Origin of the sequence: Shewanella schlegeliana, assembly GCF_016765635.1 — a bacterium.
GTDB lineage: Bacteria > Pseudomonadota > Gammaproteobacteria > Enterobacterales > Shewanellaceae > Shewanella > Shewanella schlegeliana.
This window is the reverse complement of sequence record NZ_JAESVD010000005.1, coordinates 356540-370596: the sequence shown is the minus strand read 5'-3', so window position 1 is coordinate 370596 and position 14057 is coordinate 356540. Positions and strand designations below refer to the sequence as shown.

12 protein-coding genes and 13 tRNA genes are annotated in these 14057 nt (G+C 44.9%); 18 read left to right on the top strand and 7 right to left on the bottom strand.

All coding sequences use genetic code 11. From position 1 onward, the window contains the following. Positions 1 to 64 precede the first annotated feature (64 nt). The 6 genes from lnt to JMA39_RS11095 all read right to left on the bottom strand — a co-directional run bounded on the left by lnt (position 65) and on the right by JMA39_RS11095 (position 6064). Positions 65 to 1609, bottom strand: a complete 1545-nt coding sequence (gene lnt, locus JMA39_RS11120) for an apolipoprotein N-acyltransferase (RefSeq protein WP_202721931.1) — start codon at positions 1607 to 1609, stop codon at positions 65 to 67. 39 nt (positions 1610 to 1648) lie between these two features. Then, positions 1649 to 2533 (bottom strand): CNNM family magnesium/cobalt transport protein CorC, encoded by an 885-nt coding sequence (gene corC, locus JMA39_RS11115; protein ID WP_202721964.1) that lies wholly within the window; start codon positions 2531 to 2533, stop codon positions 1649 to 1651. A 27-nt stretch (positions 2534 to 2560) separates the two neighbouring features. Next, on the bottom strand, positions 2561 to 3031 hold the full coding sequence (gene ybeY, locus JMA39_RS11110) for an rRNA maturation RNase YbeY (protein WP_202721930.1): 471 nt from the start codon (positions 3029 to 3031) through the stop codon (positions 2561 to 2563). After that, on the bottom strand, positions 3024 to 4064 hold the full coding sequence (locus JMA39_RS11105) for a PhoH family protein (RefSeq protein ID WP_202721929.1): 1041 nt from the start codon (positions 4062 to 4064) through the stop codon (positions 3024 to 3026). Before JMA39_RS11105 ends, ybeY begins: the two co-directional genes overlap by 8 nt. Before the next feature lie 162 nt (positions 4065 to 4226). Then, the gene (gene miaB / locus JMA39_RS11100) at positions 4227 to 5654 is read right to left on the bottom strand and encodes a tRNA (N6-isopentenyl adenosine(37)-C2)-methylthiotransferase MiaB (RefSeq protein WP_202721928.1); all 1428 of its coding nucleotides are present in this window, start codon (positions 5652 to 5654) and stop codon (positions 4227 to 4229) included. Between the two features lie 95 nt (positions 5655 to 5749). After that, complete coding sequence (locus JMA39_RS11095; RefSeq protein WP_202721927.1) at positions 5750 to 6064, bottom strand: hypothetical protein; 315 nt, start codon at positions 6062 to 6064, stop codon at positions 5750 to 5752. A gap of 365 nt (positions 6065 to 6429) precedes the next feature. On the opposite strand from JMA39_RS11095, the gene JMA39_RS11090 reads away from it, so the two are divergent. The 18 genes from JMA39_RS11090 (at position 6430) to JMA39_RS11005 (ending at position 12951) form a co-directional block, all read left to right on the top strand. Continuing rightward, positions 6430 to 7572 carry an FAD-dependent monooxygenase gene (locus tag JMA39_RS11090; RefSeq protein ID WP_237732792.1) on the top strand — a complete coding sequence of 381 codons (1143 nt, stop codon included), beginning with the start codon at positions 6430 to 6432 and terminating at the stop codon, positions 7570 to 7572. Positions 7573 to 7836: 264 nt separating this feature from the next. Continuing rightward, entirely contained in the window at positions 7837 to 8421 is a 585-nt protein-coding gene (pth, locus tag JMA39_RS11085) for an aminoacyl-tRNA hydrolase (protein ID WP_202721925.1), read from the top strand. Positions 8422 to 8473: 52 nt separating this feature from the next. After that, entirely contained in the window at positions 8474 to 9565 is a 1092-nt protein-coding gene (gene ychF / locus JMA39_RS11080) for a redox-regulated ATPase YchF (protein ID WP_202721924.1), read from the top strand. 498 nt (positions 9566 to 10063) lie between these two features. Next, a tRNA-Met gene (locus JMA39_RS11075) sits at positions 10064 to 10140 on the top strand. A 107-nt stretch (positions 10141 to 10247) separates the two neighbouring features. Then, positions 10248 to 10332: transfer RNA gene (locus JMA39_RS11070), tRNA-Leu, on the top strand. A gap of 47 nt (positions 10333 to 10379) precedes the next feature. Further along, positions 10380 to 10454 (top strand) — tRNA-Gln (locus JMA39_RS11065). 5 nt (positions 10455 to 10459) lie between these two features. Further along, positions 10460 to 10536, top strand: a tRNA-Met gene (locus JMA39_RS11060). 133 nt (positions 10537 to 10669) lie between these two features. After that, a tRNA-Leu gene (locus JMA39_RS11055) sits at positions 10670 to 10754 on the top strand. A gap of 49 nt (positions 10755 to 10803) precedes the next feature. After that, positions 10804 to 10878: transfer RNA gene (locus JMA39_RS11050), tRNA-Gln, on the top strand. Between the two features lie 5 nt (positions 10879 to 10883). Then, positions 10884 to 10960, top strand: a tRNA-Met gene (locus tag JMA39_RS11045). Between the two features lie 134 nt (positions 10961 to 11094). Then, a tRNA-Leu gene (locus JMA39_RS11040) sits at positions 11095 to 11179 on the top strand. A 49-nt stretch (positions 11180 to 11228) separates the two neighbouring features. Continuing rightward, positions 11229 to 11303: transfer RNA gene (locus JMA39_RS11035), tRNA-Gln, on the top strand. Positions 11304 to 11389: 86 nt separating this feature from the next. After that, positions 11390 to 11474, top strand: a tRNA-Leu gene (locus JMA39_RS11030). A gap of 20 nt (positions 11475 to 11494) precedes the next feature. Beyond that, positions 11495 to 11569, top strand: a tRNA-Gln gene (locus JMA39_RS11025). A 121-nt stretch (positions 11570 to 11690) separates the two neighbouring features. Further along, positions 11691 to 11775 (top strand) — tRNA-Leu (locus JMA39_RS11020). 51 nt (positions 11776 to 11826) lie between these two features. Beyond that, a tRNA-Gln gene (locus JMA39_RS11015) sits at positions 11827 to 11901 on the top strand. Between the two features lie 155 nt (positions 11902 to 12056). Continuing rightward, a complete protein-coding gene (locus tag JMA39_RS11010) occupies positions 12057 to 12515 on the top strand; it encodes a hypothetical protein (protein WP_202721923.1) in 459 nt (152 codons plus the stop codon). A gap of 19 nt (positions 12516 to 12534) precedes the next feature. Then, entirely contained in the window at positions 12535 to 12951 is a 417-nt protein-coding gene (locus JMA39_RS11005) for a hypothetical protein (protein WP_202721922.1), read from the top strand. 95 nt (positions 12952 to 13046) lie between these two features. On the opposite strand, the gene JMA39_RS11000 is transcribed toward JMA39_RS11005, so the two are convergent. Beyond that, on the bottom strand, positions 13047 to 13994 hold the full coding sequence (locus JMA39_RS11000) for a ribose-phosphate pyrophosphokinase (protein WP_202721921.1): 948 nt from the start codon (positions 13992 to 13994) through the stop codon (positions 13047 to 13049). Between the last annotated feature and the right edge of the window lie 63 nt (positions 13995 to 14057).

Here is a 14057-nt window from a genome sequence, read left to right as displayed (position 1 = left end):
ACCATAGTGAATGGGCAAGTGGATAGACTTGCTGGTGGCTATCATTTGTTGGTATCTAAAGTTGCTAAGAGTGTGACTGCATTCTTTTCCTAATCATCGCGCCTAAGGCGATTAAAAAGCTCAGTATCAACACTGGCCACTGGCCAATCGTGGTAAACAGTGTGTGTCCCTTCATTAGTTGAATGTCAGCGACTAAAACACCGGCTTCGAACTGCGGTAGTTGTTGGGTGATATTTCCTTGCTCGTCGACAACGGCTGTGACGCCATTATTGGTTGCGCGCACTAACGGCCGACCTAGCTCTACCGAGCGCATCTGAGCTATTTCCATATGCTGCAGTGGACCATTAGAGGTACCAAACCAAGCGTCGTTGGAGACGGTCATTAACAGATCCGTCGTGTCATTCATGTTGGCGCGTAGCTGTTCTGGAAAGGCGATTTCGTAACAGATAGCGGGTGATATTTGGTGACCTACAGCGTTCAAGTTAGGCTGAATAAAGTTGCCCCTGTTAAAGGAGGACATCGGTAGGTTAAAAAATGGTGCTAATGGGCGCAGGAGCGACTCAAAGGGTACAAATTCTCCAATAGGCAATAGATGATGTTTCTTAAACTCATTAGTGCCGTCCCCTAAGTAATCGGCTTCTGATTGCTGCTTATGATTATAGTTACCCAGCACAATCAGCGAATTGTAGAAAGCATCACCGTGATTACTAATAATGCCTGTGATGATGGCGGTATTATTTAAATTGGCCACCTTGTTAGCGTTATAAAGAAAATCTTTCACCATATACTCAGGTGCAGGGATCGCCGCTTCAGGCCAAATAATTAGGTCGGCTGAGAATTCTGGGCGAGACAAGTCCATATACTTGAGCATGGTTGGCCACAGTGCATCTGGATCCCACTTCATACTTTGTGGGATGTTGCCTTGCACTAACGCGACCTTGATGGTTTCGCCGTTTGGCGTAACTTGTGAGGTCATAGGCGCAATAATTGTCAGCACGGCAAGTACAGGAATCGCTATCGCTAGGCTTTGCCAACGTTTAACGGCTAATAGCGCGATAGCGCCTGCTAGTAAGGCGACAATGAAGCTTAATCCTAATGTACCAAACATGGAGGCAATAGGCTTTAATGGTCCTTCTGTCTGGCTGTAGCCACCCCATAGCCATGGGAAACCTGTTAACACCCAGCCTCTCGCCCATTCGGTAATGGTCCACAGCGCAGGGAATACCAGCAAGTTACGAATAACAGATGTCTTCGGCGCAAGCTTTTGCAGTAGGCAGCCAGCCAGTGCAGGGTAAAGCGCGAGATACAAGGCAAGCAGTGCCATTAGTGCGATGGAGGCGATAAGCGGCATTCCGCCATAGACATCCATGCTGACATGCACCCAACTAATTCCGACAGAAAAACAGCCGAAACCGAAGCTAAGCCAATAGCTAAACACTTGTTTTGCAGTTAAGTTGGCACTTTGATGGACAGCATAGGCCATCGCAAGCAGATAGATAGGCCAGATAGAATAGGGGGCAAATGAGAGCGCGGTAGTGGCGCCAGCCGCATAGGCCAGCACCATTTTCGAGCGCGGATGATGGGCTAATGCCCGAAGTTTATTCAGCATACAGCCTCATCATTGGGTCGAGATAACGTCAGTCAGTAATTAAGCTACTGTCTCATCATTGCTATGATTGTTATCAGGGAACTTCACTCTAAGTTGGATTAAGCGACGAGTGTCGGCATTAACCACTTTAAACTCGATATCTTGGATCATGACTTTTTCATCACGCTCTGGCAAGTGGCCAAACGCGTGAGACACCATACCACCGACAGTATCGAACTCTTCGTCACTGAATTCAGTGCCAAACTGCTCGTTGAAGTCATCAATTGGCGTTAGTGCTTTCACCATGAATACTTGTTTGCCGACTTGCTTGATCTCAGTCTCTTCAGCTGAGTCATGGTCAAATTCGTCTTCAATATCACCTACGATCTCTTCGAGAATATCCTCAATGGTCACTAGGCCAGATACTCCGCCGTATTCATCGACAACAATCGCCATATGGTAGCGTTGAGAACGGAACTCTTTTAGTAGTACGTCAACACGCTTACTCTCTGGTACAACGACAGCTGGGCGAATTACTTGGCGTAACTCAAACGGCTTCTCGCTGCTGTTTTTAAAGCCATACTGAAGCAGGTCTTTCGCAAGCAAAATGCCTTCGATATGATCTTTATCTTCATTGACTACTGGGAAACGAGAGTGTGCTGAACTGATCACGGTAGATAGTACTTCTTCTACAGAATCTTCAATCTGGATTGCAACAATCTGTGCACGTGGGATCATAATATCCCGTACACGCAGATCGGAAACCTCTAGAACACCTTTAATCATTTCGCGGGTGTCTTCGCTGATCACTTCACGCATCTCTGCATCGTGAATTACATCAACCAAGTCTTCGCGATTTTGTGGTTCGCCCTGGAACAACTGACTTACTTTCTCTAACCAGCCCTTCTTGTGGGCGTTAGTACTCGGTGGGATATCGTCACTCATAGTGTTTTCTTGACTCTTTTGAGCCAATTATTGCTCCTTGTAAGGATTAGTATAACCAAGGCTTTCAATGAGTTGAATCTCTAATGATTCCATCTCTTCAGCCTCAGAATCGTCAATATGATCATACCCTAGCAGATGGAGACAACCATGTACAACCATGTGTGCCCAATGTGCGATTAGCGGTTTGTTTTGATCAATTGCTTCTTGCTTAACAACCGCCGCACAGATCACTAAATCGCCTAGTAGCGGTAGTTCAATGCCCGGTGGTGCTTCAAACGGGAAAGACAAAACGTTAGTCGGTTTATCTTTACCACGGTAAGTATTGTTTAACTCTTGGCTTTCCTCAACGTCAACGATGCGAATCGTTAATTCAGCCTCACTCATAGTATCTCTGAGTGCTGTTTTTACCCAAAGTTCAAGATCGGCTTGCGATGGCAGCTCAAAGCCTTCAACTGCGACCTGAAGATCGAGATCGATAACCGTTTGACTATCATTCATGGGTTGCGCTTTCCTGTAATTGGTATTGGCTGTCTTTATTGCCTTTACTCGATTGTGCTTTTAAGTCGAAGGCTTCATAAGCCTCAACGATGCGAGCCACTACTGGGTGACGTACCACATCTTTTGCTTGGAAGAAGTTAAAACTAATCTCTTCCACTTCCCCTAGCACTTCAATTGAATGGCGCAGGCCAGACTTTTGATGCTTAGGTAAGTCTATCTGAGTAATGTCACCAGTGATCACTGCTCGTGAATTAAAGCCAATACGGGTCAAGAACATCTTCATCTGCTCTACCGTGGTGTTTTGGCTTTCATCGAGGATAATAAAGGCATCATTCAGTGTGCGGCCACGCATATAAGCTAGTGGTGCCACTTCGATGACGTTACGCTCAATCAGACGCTCGACCTTTTCAAATCCCATCATCTCAAATAATGCATCGTAAAGTGGGCGCAGATAAGGGTCGACCTTCTGGCTTAAGTCGCCAGGCAGGAACCCAAGCTTTTCACCCGCTTCAACAGCAGGGCGGGTCAGTAAAATACGTCGCACTTCTTGTCGCTCTAATGCATCGACTGCCGCGGCCACTGCTAGGTAAGTTTTACCTGTACCTGCGGGACCAATACCAAAGGTAATATCATGGGTGACGATATTGCGAACATAGTCACTCTGATTCGGGTTGCGAGGCTTAATGACGCCACGCTTAGTCTTAATATACAACTCTTTCTCATCGCGAGGCGCTTCCATATCTAAGGCTATCGCCTCTTGAATCGCGATATGAACAGCATCAGGCTCAAGATCTGGGGTGCTACCTTTGACTGGCTGAGTCTCGATATAGAGATCTTTGAGCAAGTTGTTAGCGGTCAAGCAGTTTCGCGGTATACCAACAATTTGAAAATGGTTATTACGGTAGCTGATCTCAACGCCAATTCGGCGTTCTAGCTGCTTGATATTGTCATCAAAAGGGCCACAAAGCGAAGCCAGTCTACGAGTGTCTGCAGGCTCTAAATACAGGTTGAGCGTTGTTAACTTGTTTGACAAAAAATCACTCCATCTATGGACGTAAGGTTATACGTTAATAGTGCTAGTTTACGAGGCATACTTAATAATTGCGAATGGTATTTTTGCGTGATGAATGAGAAGAAAAAAGCGGCATCTAAGGATGCCGCCTTTAGCGTGTTCTATCTCAGTGGTGTTATTGGCTTAAGCAGGCTTAAACTGAGTCACACCTAAGTCATCACTTTGCTTATATTTAGCCGTGATGTCAGATGGGCGTAGGTCGCGACGCAAGTCCATCTCATCTTCACCGCGGATAAATTCGCCGCGTAGTGAGTTCGTGTAAACATCAACAATCTCTACGTCGACAAACTTACCAATATGTTCATGCAGGCCTTCAAAGTTCACTACTCGACTGTTTTCAGTACGACCGCGAAGCTCCATTGGGTTTTTAACCGATGGGCCTTCAACTAAGATGCGCTGTACGGTACCTAACATTTGACGGCTATAACGCATCGCTTGCTGAGTAATACGGTCTTGCAAAATAGCGAGGCGCTCTTTCTTTTCATCTAAGCTAACATCATCGGGTAGATCTGCCGCTGGCGTACCTGGACGCGCACTATAGATAAAGCTAAAGCTATGGTCGAACTGTACATCTTCAATTAACTTCATTGTGTCAGCAAAATCTTGCTTAGACTCGCCAGGGAAGCCGATGATGAAGTCTGAACTGATCTGAATGTCTGGACGCGCTTTACGGAGGCGACGAATAATCGATTTATACTCGATTGCCATGTGGCCACGTTTCATCTGCGTTAAGATTAAGTCTGAACCAGATTGAACTGGCAGGTGCAAGAAGCTAACCAGTTCTGGAGTGTCTTCATACACATCGATAATATCTTGTGTAAACTCAATTGGGTGGCTGGTGGTAAAGCGCAGACGGTCGATACCATCGATTGCCGCCACATAACGTAAAAGTTCTGCAAAGGTACAGATCTCGTCATCGTGGGTTGCACCGCGATAAGCGTTTACGTTTTGGCCAAGCAAGTTAACTTCACGTACACCTTGCTCTGCAAGTTGTGCGATCTCAAGAATGACATCATCAAGTGGACGGCTAACTTCTTCACCGCGGGTATAAGGCACCACACAGAAAGAGCAGTATTTACTACAACCTTCCATAATTGATACGAATGCACTTGGACCTTCGGCGCGTGGCTCTGGAAGGCGGTCAAACTTCTCAACTTCAGGGAAGCTCACATCAATAACAGCTTTCTTACCCGCTCGGATCTGATCGATCATCTCAGGTAGGCGGTGTAAAGTCTGTGGTCCAAAAATAAGATCCACACATTGAGCACGCTCTTTGATAGCCTTGCCTTCTTGTGAGGCAACGCAACCACCCACGCCGATAATCAGCTCGGGTTTCTTATCTTTTAATGTTTTCCAGCGCCCTAGCTGATGAAAAACCTTTTCCTGTGCTTTCTCACGAATAGAACAGGTGTTAAGTAGCAGTACGTCAGCTTCTTCAGCATTGTCTGTTAATGTGTAACCTTCGTATTCGTCAAGAAGATCAGCCATCTTTGAAGAGTCATACTCATTCATTTGACAGCCCCAAGTTTTAATATGGAGTTTTTTACTCATCAGTCTGTATCACTCTAGAAGCACCGAAAAAATAGCGCGACATTTTAACGCCTAAGTTAGCCTGTGGCTAGCATTTAGCCGCTATTAAAGTGAAATTATTCAGCTGATTTTAATGTCCTTGAACTTAATAAGGTTTTGTTCGGCTTGTTCATCTTAGATAGCTCATTAATCATCATGCCTTGTTCTTTAGCCATTTGCATACTGTTTAACTTTGCTTGTAGTTGAATTTCAACTCGCACTTGTTGGTTGAACTCCTGGAGCATATCAGTAGTGTATTGGTATAGCGCATACTCAAATGGGGTTCGGTAAGTGACCGTGATGCGTTCCATCTGATCATCGCTGGAGTTGGCATAGCCTATCGATGGCACTATTAATGCCGTTGATAGTATGGCGCAGATAATGGCTTTCATAATATCCTCACTCATTTCTCAATGTATGCATTCTTTTGATAGTTTGAGTGTATGGCATAGTTTGGTTCTTGGTTTTGCTGTTTGTAAGCAGGTGTGAGGAAATCCTAGTTCAGACACATTTGTATACGTTAGAGGCAAATATGACATCAAATGACATATTTGGCCGAGGTTGATTTGCATACTCAGGTAGGAGAATCAGGTTTGCTTCAAATTAGTGCAACTTTGTTATATAAAGCCTCAATTTCGCTATCTTTTAAGTGTAAACTCGGATACGAGAAGCAGTATTAGTTGTCAGGAGACGAGTAGCAGTGGAACAGACGAATAGTAAAGGCCATCTATATGATGCGGTTGTTGTTGGTGGTGGAATGGTTGGCGCTGCAACGGCAATAGGTCTTGGCCAGCTTGGGTTAAAGGTGGCAATTGTTGAAGCGTTTGCTCCGAAGTCTTATGACTGCGAACAGCCTTTGGATCTGCGCGTCTCAGCCATCAGCGCGGCGTCCGAGGCATTGCTTGAACGTTTGGGGGCGTTGGCTGGGCTCGATTCGATGCGCAAAGTTGCCTATAAAGGATTAGAGACTTGGGAGCTGGACGGTTGTATTACCCGTTTTCACAGCGACCAAATTGGTTCGCCCCACTTAGGTCATATTGTAGAGAATCGCTTGATCCAACTCTCACTATGGCAGCGAATGCAGCAACTAGATAATATCACTCTGTTTTGCCCTGTAAAAATTGCTGAGATGTCACGTAAGCCACTTCAAGACCAAATAGAGGTTGGGCTTGATAATGGCGAGGTCATACAGGCTCGTTTACTTATTGGGGCTGATGGTGCTAACTCGATGGTGCGCCAATGGGCAAACATTGGCATTACCGCGTGGGATTATGCCCAATCGGCAATGCTAATTAATATTGAAACCGCATGCGGTGAGCAAGATGTCACTTGGCAACAGTTTACACCCAGTGGACCCCGTTCACTGTTGCCGTTGCCGGGCAATAATGCTTCATTAGTTTGGTATGATGAGGCTAATAGGATTGCGCAACTTAGCCAACTCAATAATTCAGCATTAAAAGTGCAAATTGATCAATATTTCCCACAGCGATTAGATCGTGACTTCAGAGTGATAAATAAGGCGAGCTTTAAACTGACTCGACGTCATGCACAAACTTATTATCAGAGTAATCTAGTGATTCTTGGAGACGCAGCCCACACGATCAACCCGCTAGCTGGGCAGGGGGTTAACTTAGGCTTTAAAGATGTCGATGCCTTGGTTAGCACAATTGCAGGTCACCTCGAAGATAAAACGGGCTGGTGGCAAAAGCCTGTCTTAGCCGAGTACCAGAAGAGTCGTTACCGAGATAATCAGTTGATGATGTCGACGATGGATCTGTTTTATGCAAGCTTTAGTAATGACATATTGCCACTTAAACTACTGCGTAATGGCGCATTAAAGCTTGCTAATATCGACACACCAATAAAGAAACAGGTATTGAAATACGCAATGGGTTTTTAAGTTATAACCGTTTCTTAAAGAGAATAACCGAGTGCTATGCATTCGGTTTTTTTATGGGCGTTAGCCGCCACAGCTGTTTTTTATTGAAGATATGTGAGTAAAGCGAGTGCCGAAAATAACTTCGTTTAGCACTGTGATGGGCAGAAATTTGCGTATAATTTGTTGGCAGGCTATTTGAGTGCTAAAATGTCGCGTTTTTAATTTTGCTGCTGGGTGATTTGCTCGGCGACAAAACCTGAGTTAGGTAATAACAGACTGGGTACTATGAGCAATATAAAACTGATAGTTGGGCTTGCAAACCCCGGCGCACAGTACGAACGGACTCGCCATAATGCTGGTGCGTGGTACGTTGAAGAACTCGCTAGAGTCTGTGGTGCCACTTTAACATTAGACAGTAAATACTTTGGCATGACGGCACGCGTGACGTTACATGGCAAAGATGTTCGTCTATTAATTCCGACTACCTTTATGAATTTAAGCGGTAAGTCGGTTGGTGCGCTAGCAAATTTTTTCCGCATCGCACCCGAAGAGATATTAGTTGCACACGATGAGCTAGATATGCCACCGGGTGTAGCAAAGTTTAAGTTGGGCGGCGGTCATGGTGGTCATAACGGTCTTAAAGATATCATTGCAAAATTGGCCAATGATAAAGGCTTTTATCGACTACGGATTGGCATAGGCCATCCTGGTGATAAGAATCAGGTGAGCAATTATGTGCTGAGTAAGGCCTCCCCAACGGATCAAGAGCTGATGGACGCAGCGGTTGATGAAGCAGTACGTTCGACAGAAGTCTTGTTCAACCAAGATATGGCAAAGGCGATGCATAGACTGCATTCTTTTAAAGCTTAAACAAGTGCTTGGAGCTAGGCTCCAAGTCATTCATTGATATAAAGGTAACAATATGGGTTTCAAATGTGGCATCGTAGGCCTGCCAAACGTTGGTAAATCAACACTTTTCAACGCACTAACTAAAGCTGGTATCGAAGCGTCAAACTTCCCGTTCTGTACAATTGAACCTAACACTGGTGTTGTTCCTGTACCAGATTCACGTCTAGACGCATTGGCTGAAATTGTGAAGCCTGAGCGTGTATTGGCAACAACAATGGAGTTTGTTGATATTGCTGGTCTAGTTGCTGGTGCATCTAAAGGCGAAGGTCTAGGTAACAAGTTCCTAGCTAACATCCGTGAAACCGATGCGATTGGCCATGTTGTTCGTTGTTTTGAAGATGACAACATCGTTCACGTAGCTAATAAGGTATCACCAGCAAGCGATATCGAAGTGATCAACACTGAGCTTGCGCTAGCCGACCTTGACTCATGTGAGCGTGCTATCACTCGTCAAGCTAAGCGTGCGAAGGGCGGTGATGCAGAAGCTAAGTTTGAAGTAAGCGTGCTTGAGAAAATGCGCCCTGTATTAGACGAAGGCAAAATGCTGCGTTCAATGGAGCTTACTAAAGAAGAGCTAGCAGCAGTTGGTTACCTAAACTTCCTAACGCTTAAGCCAACTATGTACATCGCTAACGTTTCTGAAGATGGTTTTGAAAATAACCCTCATCTAGATACCGTAAAGGCCATTGCAGCTGAAGAGAATGCTGTGGTTGTTGCTGTATGCGCGGCAATCGAGTCAGAGCTTGCAGAGATGGACGCAGAAGACCGTGAAGAGTTTATGGCCGATCTTGGTCTAGAAGAGCCAGGTCTTGATCGCGTCATTCGCGCAGGTTACGACCTGTTAAGTCTACAGACTTACTTTACCGCTGGTGTTAAAGAAGTTCGTGCTTGGACTGTAAGAGTGGGGGCGAGTGCTCCACAAGCTGCAGGCGTGATTCATACAGATTTTGAGCGTGGCTTTATTCGTGCTCAAGTTATGTCTTATGAAGACTTCATTACCTATAAAGGTGAAGCTGGTGCGAAAGAAGCGGGTAAGTTACGTGTAGAAGGTAAGACCTATACCGTAAAAGATGGTGATGTAATGCATTTCCTATTTAACGTATAAGCCAGACGGCACGTTAATAGCCAACGGCGACTACTATAGTCGCCGTTTTTGTATCTGCGACTTGAACAAACATCCGTCTTTCGTATTGTCTTATACTGATTGCTATTGCCACACCTACATAGCTTTTGGCTGCAGTGGGCCAAGGTATTAATAGAAGTATTGCAGAACTAAAGTGATAATAAGGGTGATAATCAGTTGCTTGGTTTTCGTAAACTGCACATGTAAAAGCGGGAGTTTTCACTGGTAACAAGTGGTTTTGAGCCGATGAATACAGTGGCCTTGCGGTGTAAAACTCACTGTCTCTGGCAAGTTCGTGAGTAAAAAGCGCTAAATTTCTCTTATAAAAGGTGCTTTTTTGAATGTCTGTTGCTCAGTTTGGTGAACTTATCGCCGAACAATGCTTTTTCGGTAAATTTGCAGAAAAAAGCAGTTGACCTGATTAACCCGAATAAGCATAATACGCCCCGTTCCCCAGACTGGGGGGCGAAAAAGAAAGATGGCAATGTAGCTCAGCTGGTTAGAGCACAGCACTCATAATGCTGGGGTCGCAGGTTCAAGTCCCGCCATTGCTACCATCTTAATCAAGATGTAAAACTAGATGTTGTGTGAGAGTGGTGGATGTTGATGTTAGACGCGCCATATTCGAGCATCATCTTAATCAAGATGTAAAAACTGATGTTGTGCGGGAGTGGTGGAATTGGTAGACACGCCAGATTTAGGTTCTGGTGCCGCAAGGTGTGAGAGTTCAAGTCTCTCTTCCCGTACCATTTAATTTAAGTAATGAGCTTAGGCTTGTTACTGAAAGCAAGATTTTTGGGGTATCGCCAAGCGGTAAGGCACCGGGTTTTGATCTCGGCATTCCCAGGTTCAAATCCTGGTACCCCAGCCATCTTTGGCAATGTAGCTCAGCTGGTTAGAGCACAGCACTCATAATGCTGGGGTCGCAGGTTCAAGTCCCGCCATTGCTACCATCTTTTTCTAGATGTAAACTAGAAGCATCTCAATCTAGATGTAAAACTTGATATTGTGTGAAAATGGTGAGTGTTGATGTTAGGCACGGCTGTTTGAACGCCATCTTAATCTAGATGTAAAAACTGATGCAGTGCGGGAGTGGTGGAATTGGTAGACACGCCAGATTTAGGTTCTGGTGCCGCAAGGTGTGAGAGTTCAAGTCTCTCTTCCCGTACCATTTATTTAGCATGATTAGCCAAGGCTGGTTGTGAGTTTGAAAGTTTGATTGGGGTATCGCCAAGCGGTAAGGCACCGGGTTTTGATCTCGGCATTCCCAGGTTCAAATCCTGGTACCCCAGCCATCTTTGGCAATGTAGCTCAGCTGGTTAGAGCACAGCACTCATAATGCTGGGGTCGCAGGTTCAAGTCCCGCCATTGCTACCATCTTCTCAGGATGTAAAATAGTGAGCATCTTAATCAAGATGTAAAATCTGATTTTGTGTGAGAGTTGTGGATGTTGATTTTAGACACGCCATACTTAAACATCATCTTAATCTAGATGTAAAACTTGATGCAGTGCGGGAGTGGTGGAATTGGTAGACACGCCAGATTTAGGTTCTGGTGCCGCAAGGTGTGAGAGTTCAAGTCTCTCTTCCCGTACCATTTATTTAGCATAGCGAGCTTAAGCTGGCTATGAGTAAGAAAGATTGATTGGGGTATCGCCAAGCGGTAAGGCACCGGGTTTTGATCTCGGCATTCCCAGGTTCAAATCCTGGTACCCCAGCCATTTTTAAAAGGTTGAGTAATTGACCTTGTCTTATAAGCTTTAGAGCTTGTAAGATAAAAGCAAGGCAACTTGCAGTAAAGTTCGATGCGGGAGTGGTGGAATTGGTAGACACGCCAGATTTAGGTTCTGGTGCCGCAAGGTGTGAGAGTTCAAGTCTCTCTTCCCGTACCATCGAATTTAACAAGATTTATTGGGGTATCGCCAAGCGGTAAGGCACCGGGTTTTGATCTCGGCATTCCCAGGTTCAAATCCTGGTACCCCAGCCAAATTCTTGACCTTGATGGTTTGCAGTATAAGATATATGCATTACTGTTGAATGTGGAAAAGATCCTGCTCAGGATATTAAACGTAGAGTCATCTTAATCAAGATGTAAAAACTGATGTTGTGCGGGAGTGGTGGAATTGGTAGACACGCCAGATTTAGGTTCTGGTGCCGCAAGGTGTGAGAGTTCAAGTCTCTCTTCCCGTACCATTTATTTAAATAATGATGAGTTTAACTCTTCATTAGTAGTAAAAGTTTGATTGGGGTATCGCCAAGCGGTAAGGCACCGGGTTTTGATCTCGGCATTCCCAGGTTCAAATCCTGGTACCCCAGCCATATACAAAAAAGCCCATCTTCGGATGGGCTTTTTGTTTTTCGCGTTTTAGAAACTCTGCAAACTGCTTCATGCTCACAGCCCCATCCCTTCCCTTTACACAATTGCTTAAATTCTATGCTAGGATTCTGCTTTATCATTTCAGGGAGCGAATACTATGAGGCCTTTAACAGCCTTATCTCTTGGGTGTTTACTGGCAGCGAGTTGTGCCATTCAAGCCGCACCATCGACACTTGAGGTCAATGACAAGATTACGCCTAAGTCTTCTGATCGTTATATAAGAGCGGTTCATAAAGAAATTGAAACCGGAACCCATGAGCTAGCTAAGATCCGTTATGGAATTTTAGAGGGAATGTTGACCACCAAAGGCTTCGCTTGGGTGTACCAAGGTGAGGGAGAAGGTTATATATTAGCGCGGTTTGACTACCGTGGGGATACCAATGTGATGCGAATAGAGTATGACCAGTCTTTGGTCCAGCTAAAGTATCACGATGCTCTTGGTGACTATGTGTGTAAGAAGCTAGTAGACGATATCTGTTATAAAAACAGCCGAGGCTACTACAACTACATTAAAAACCTTAGAAATAGCATCAGCAAACAATTAGCTCGGCTTTAATAACGTTAAGGATAACAAGATGAGAAAAATCATAGCAGGTTTGCTTGTAGGCTATTTGGGGGCGATACCTGTAGCGGCGAGTGAGCTGCAACTCTACCAAGATCCGATCCCATACGGTAACTATATTACAGACCTCGATAGGATGCTGAGCGATGCGGCTAAACGTCATCATTGGGTATTTAGCAAAGAGGAGTCAGGACTAAGGTCTGCTAATTTAGATTATAAGAGCTATAAGGTAAAAGTTGAGCTGGTGGTAAAGGATAACAGTGTTGCTGTTAAGCTGATAAGTGCAGAGCGACCTGATTGTGGTAAAAAGAGCTGTAAAGTCGATATGGATAGGGTTGATGGCTGGTTGGTTAAACTGCGCCGTAGTATCGCTTACGATGTGACTAAGGCTGTGAGAGACGATGCACTGAAGCGAAGGTTTGTTCAATAGGGTAATGATGATTTTTAGGTATAAAAAACGCACTCCAAGGAGTGCGTTTTTATTCTCTATCTTGCTAGCCTAATTATTAGCTTGTTCGCTAAGGATTAGTGCTTAAACATTGCAGAGATTGACTCTTCGTTACTTACACGGCGAATTGCTTCAGCCATAACAGTAGACATAGTCAACTGAGATACTTTATCTAGCGCTGCAATTTCTGCACTTAGCGGGATAGTATCAGTCACGATAACTTCATCGATTACAGACTCAGCGATGTTCTTAGCAGCGTTGCCAGAGAAAACAGGGTGAGTAGCGTATGCGAATACGCGGTTTGCACCATGCTCTTTCAATGCTTCAGCAGCTTTACATAGTGTACCGCCAGTGTCGATCATATCATCAACGATGATACAGTCACGGCCTTGAACGTCACCAATGATATGCATTACTTGAGCAACGTTCGCCTGTGGGCGACGCTTGTCGATAATTGCTAAGTCTGAATCATCCAGAAGCTTAGCGACAGCACGAGCGCGTACAACGCCACCGATATCAGGAGAAACAACTACAGGGTTTTCTAGGTTCTTAGCTAACATGTCTTCTAGTAGCACTGGGCTACCGAATACGTTATCAACTGGAACGTCGAAGAAACCTTGGATTTGCTCAGCGTGTAGATCACATGTCAATACGCGATCAACACCAACGCTTGATAGGAAATCTGCAACAACTTTAGCAGTGATCGGTACACGAGCACTACGAACACGACGGTCCTGACGCGCGTAACCAAAGTAAGGAATAACCGCTGTAATACGACCAGCTGATGCACGACGAAGCGCGTCAACCATAACGATAAGTTCCATTAGGTTATCGTTAGTAGGAGCGCAAGTAGATTGAATGATGAATACATCCGCACCACGTACATTTTCATTAATTTGGACACTGATTTCGCCGTCACTGAAAACGCCTACTTCCGCGTCTCCAAGTTTACAAAATAGACGATCGGCTATCTTCTTAGCGAGACTAGGTGTAGCGTTACCGGCAAAAAGTTTAATGTCAGGCACTGTAGGAACCTCAGGCGTATGCTTCATGATTGTGGCTGGGATATTAAAGTATCCCAGAAAGTG

Excerpts from the sequence above, each read along its gene's own strand:
- lnt (WP_202721931.1), bottom strand. The coding sequence starts at position 1,609 with ATGCTGAATAAACTTCGGGCATTAGCCCATCATCCGCGCTCGAAAATG.
- corC (WP_202721964.1), bottom strand. The coding sequence starts at position 2,533 with ATGAGTGACGATATCCCACCGAGTACTAACGCCCACAAGAAGGGCTGG.
- ybeY (WP_202721930.1), bottom strand. The coding sequence starts at position 3,031 with ATGAATGATAGTCAAACGGTTATCGATCTCGATCTTCAGGTCGCAGTT.
- miaB (WP_202721928.1), bottom strand. The coding sequence starts at position 5,654 with ATGAGTAAAAAACTCCATATTAAAACTTGGGGCTGTCAAATGAATGAG.
- JMA39_RS11095 (WP_202721927.1), bottom strand. The coding sequence starts at position 6,064 with ATGAAAGCCATTATCTGCGCCATACTATCAACGGCATTAATAGTGCCA.
- JMA39_RS11090 (WP_237732792.1), top strand. The coding sequence starts at position 6,430 with ATGGTTGGCGCTGCAACGGCAATAGGTCTTGGCCAGCTTGGGTTAAAG.
- pth (WP_202721925.1), top strand. The coding sequence starts at position 7,837 with ATGAGCAATATAAAACTGATAGTTGGGCTTGCAAACCCCGGCGCACAG.
- ychF (WP_202721924.1), top strand. The coding sequence starts at position 8,474 with ATGGGTTTCAAATGTGGCATCGTAGGCCTGCCAAACGTTGGTAAATCA.
- JMA39_RS11010 (WP_202721923.1), top strand. The coding sequence starts at position 12,057 with ATGAGGCCTTTAACAGCCTTATCTCTTGGGTGTTTACTGGCAGCGAGT.
- JMA39_RS11005 (WP_202721922.1), top strand. The coding sequence starts at position 12,535 with ATGAGAAAAATCATAGCAGGTTTGCTTGTAGGCTATTTGGGGGCGATA.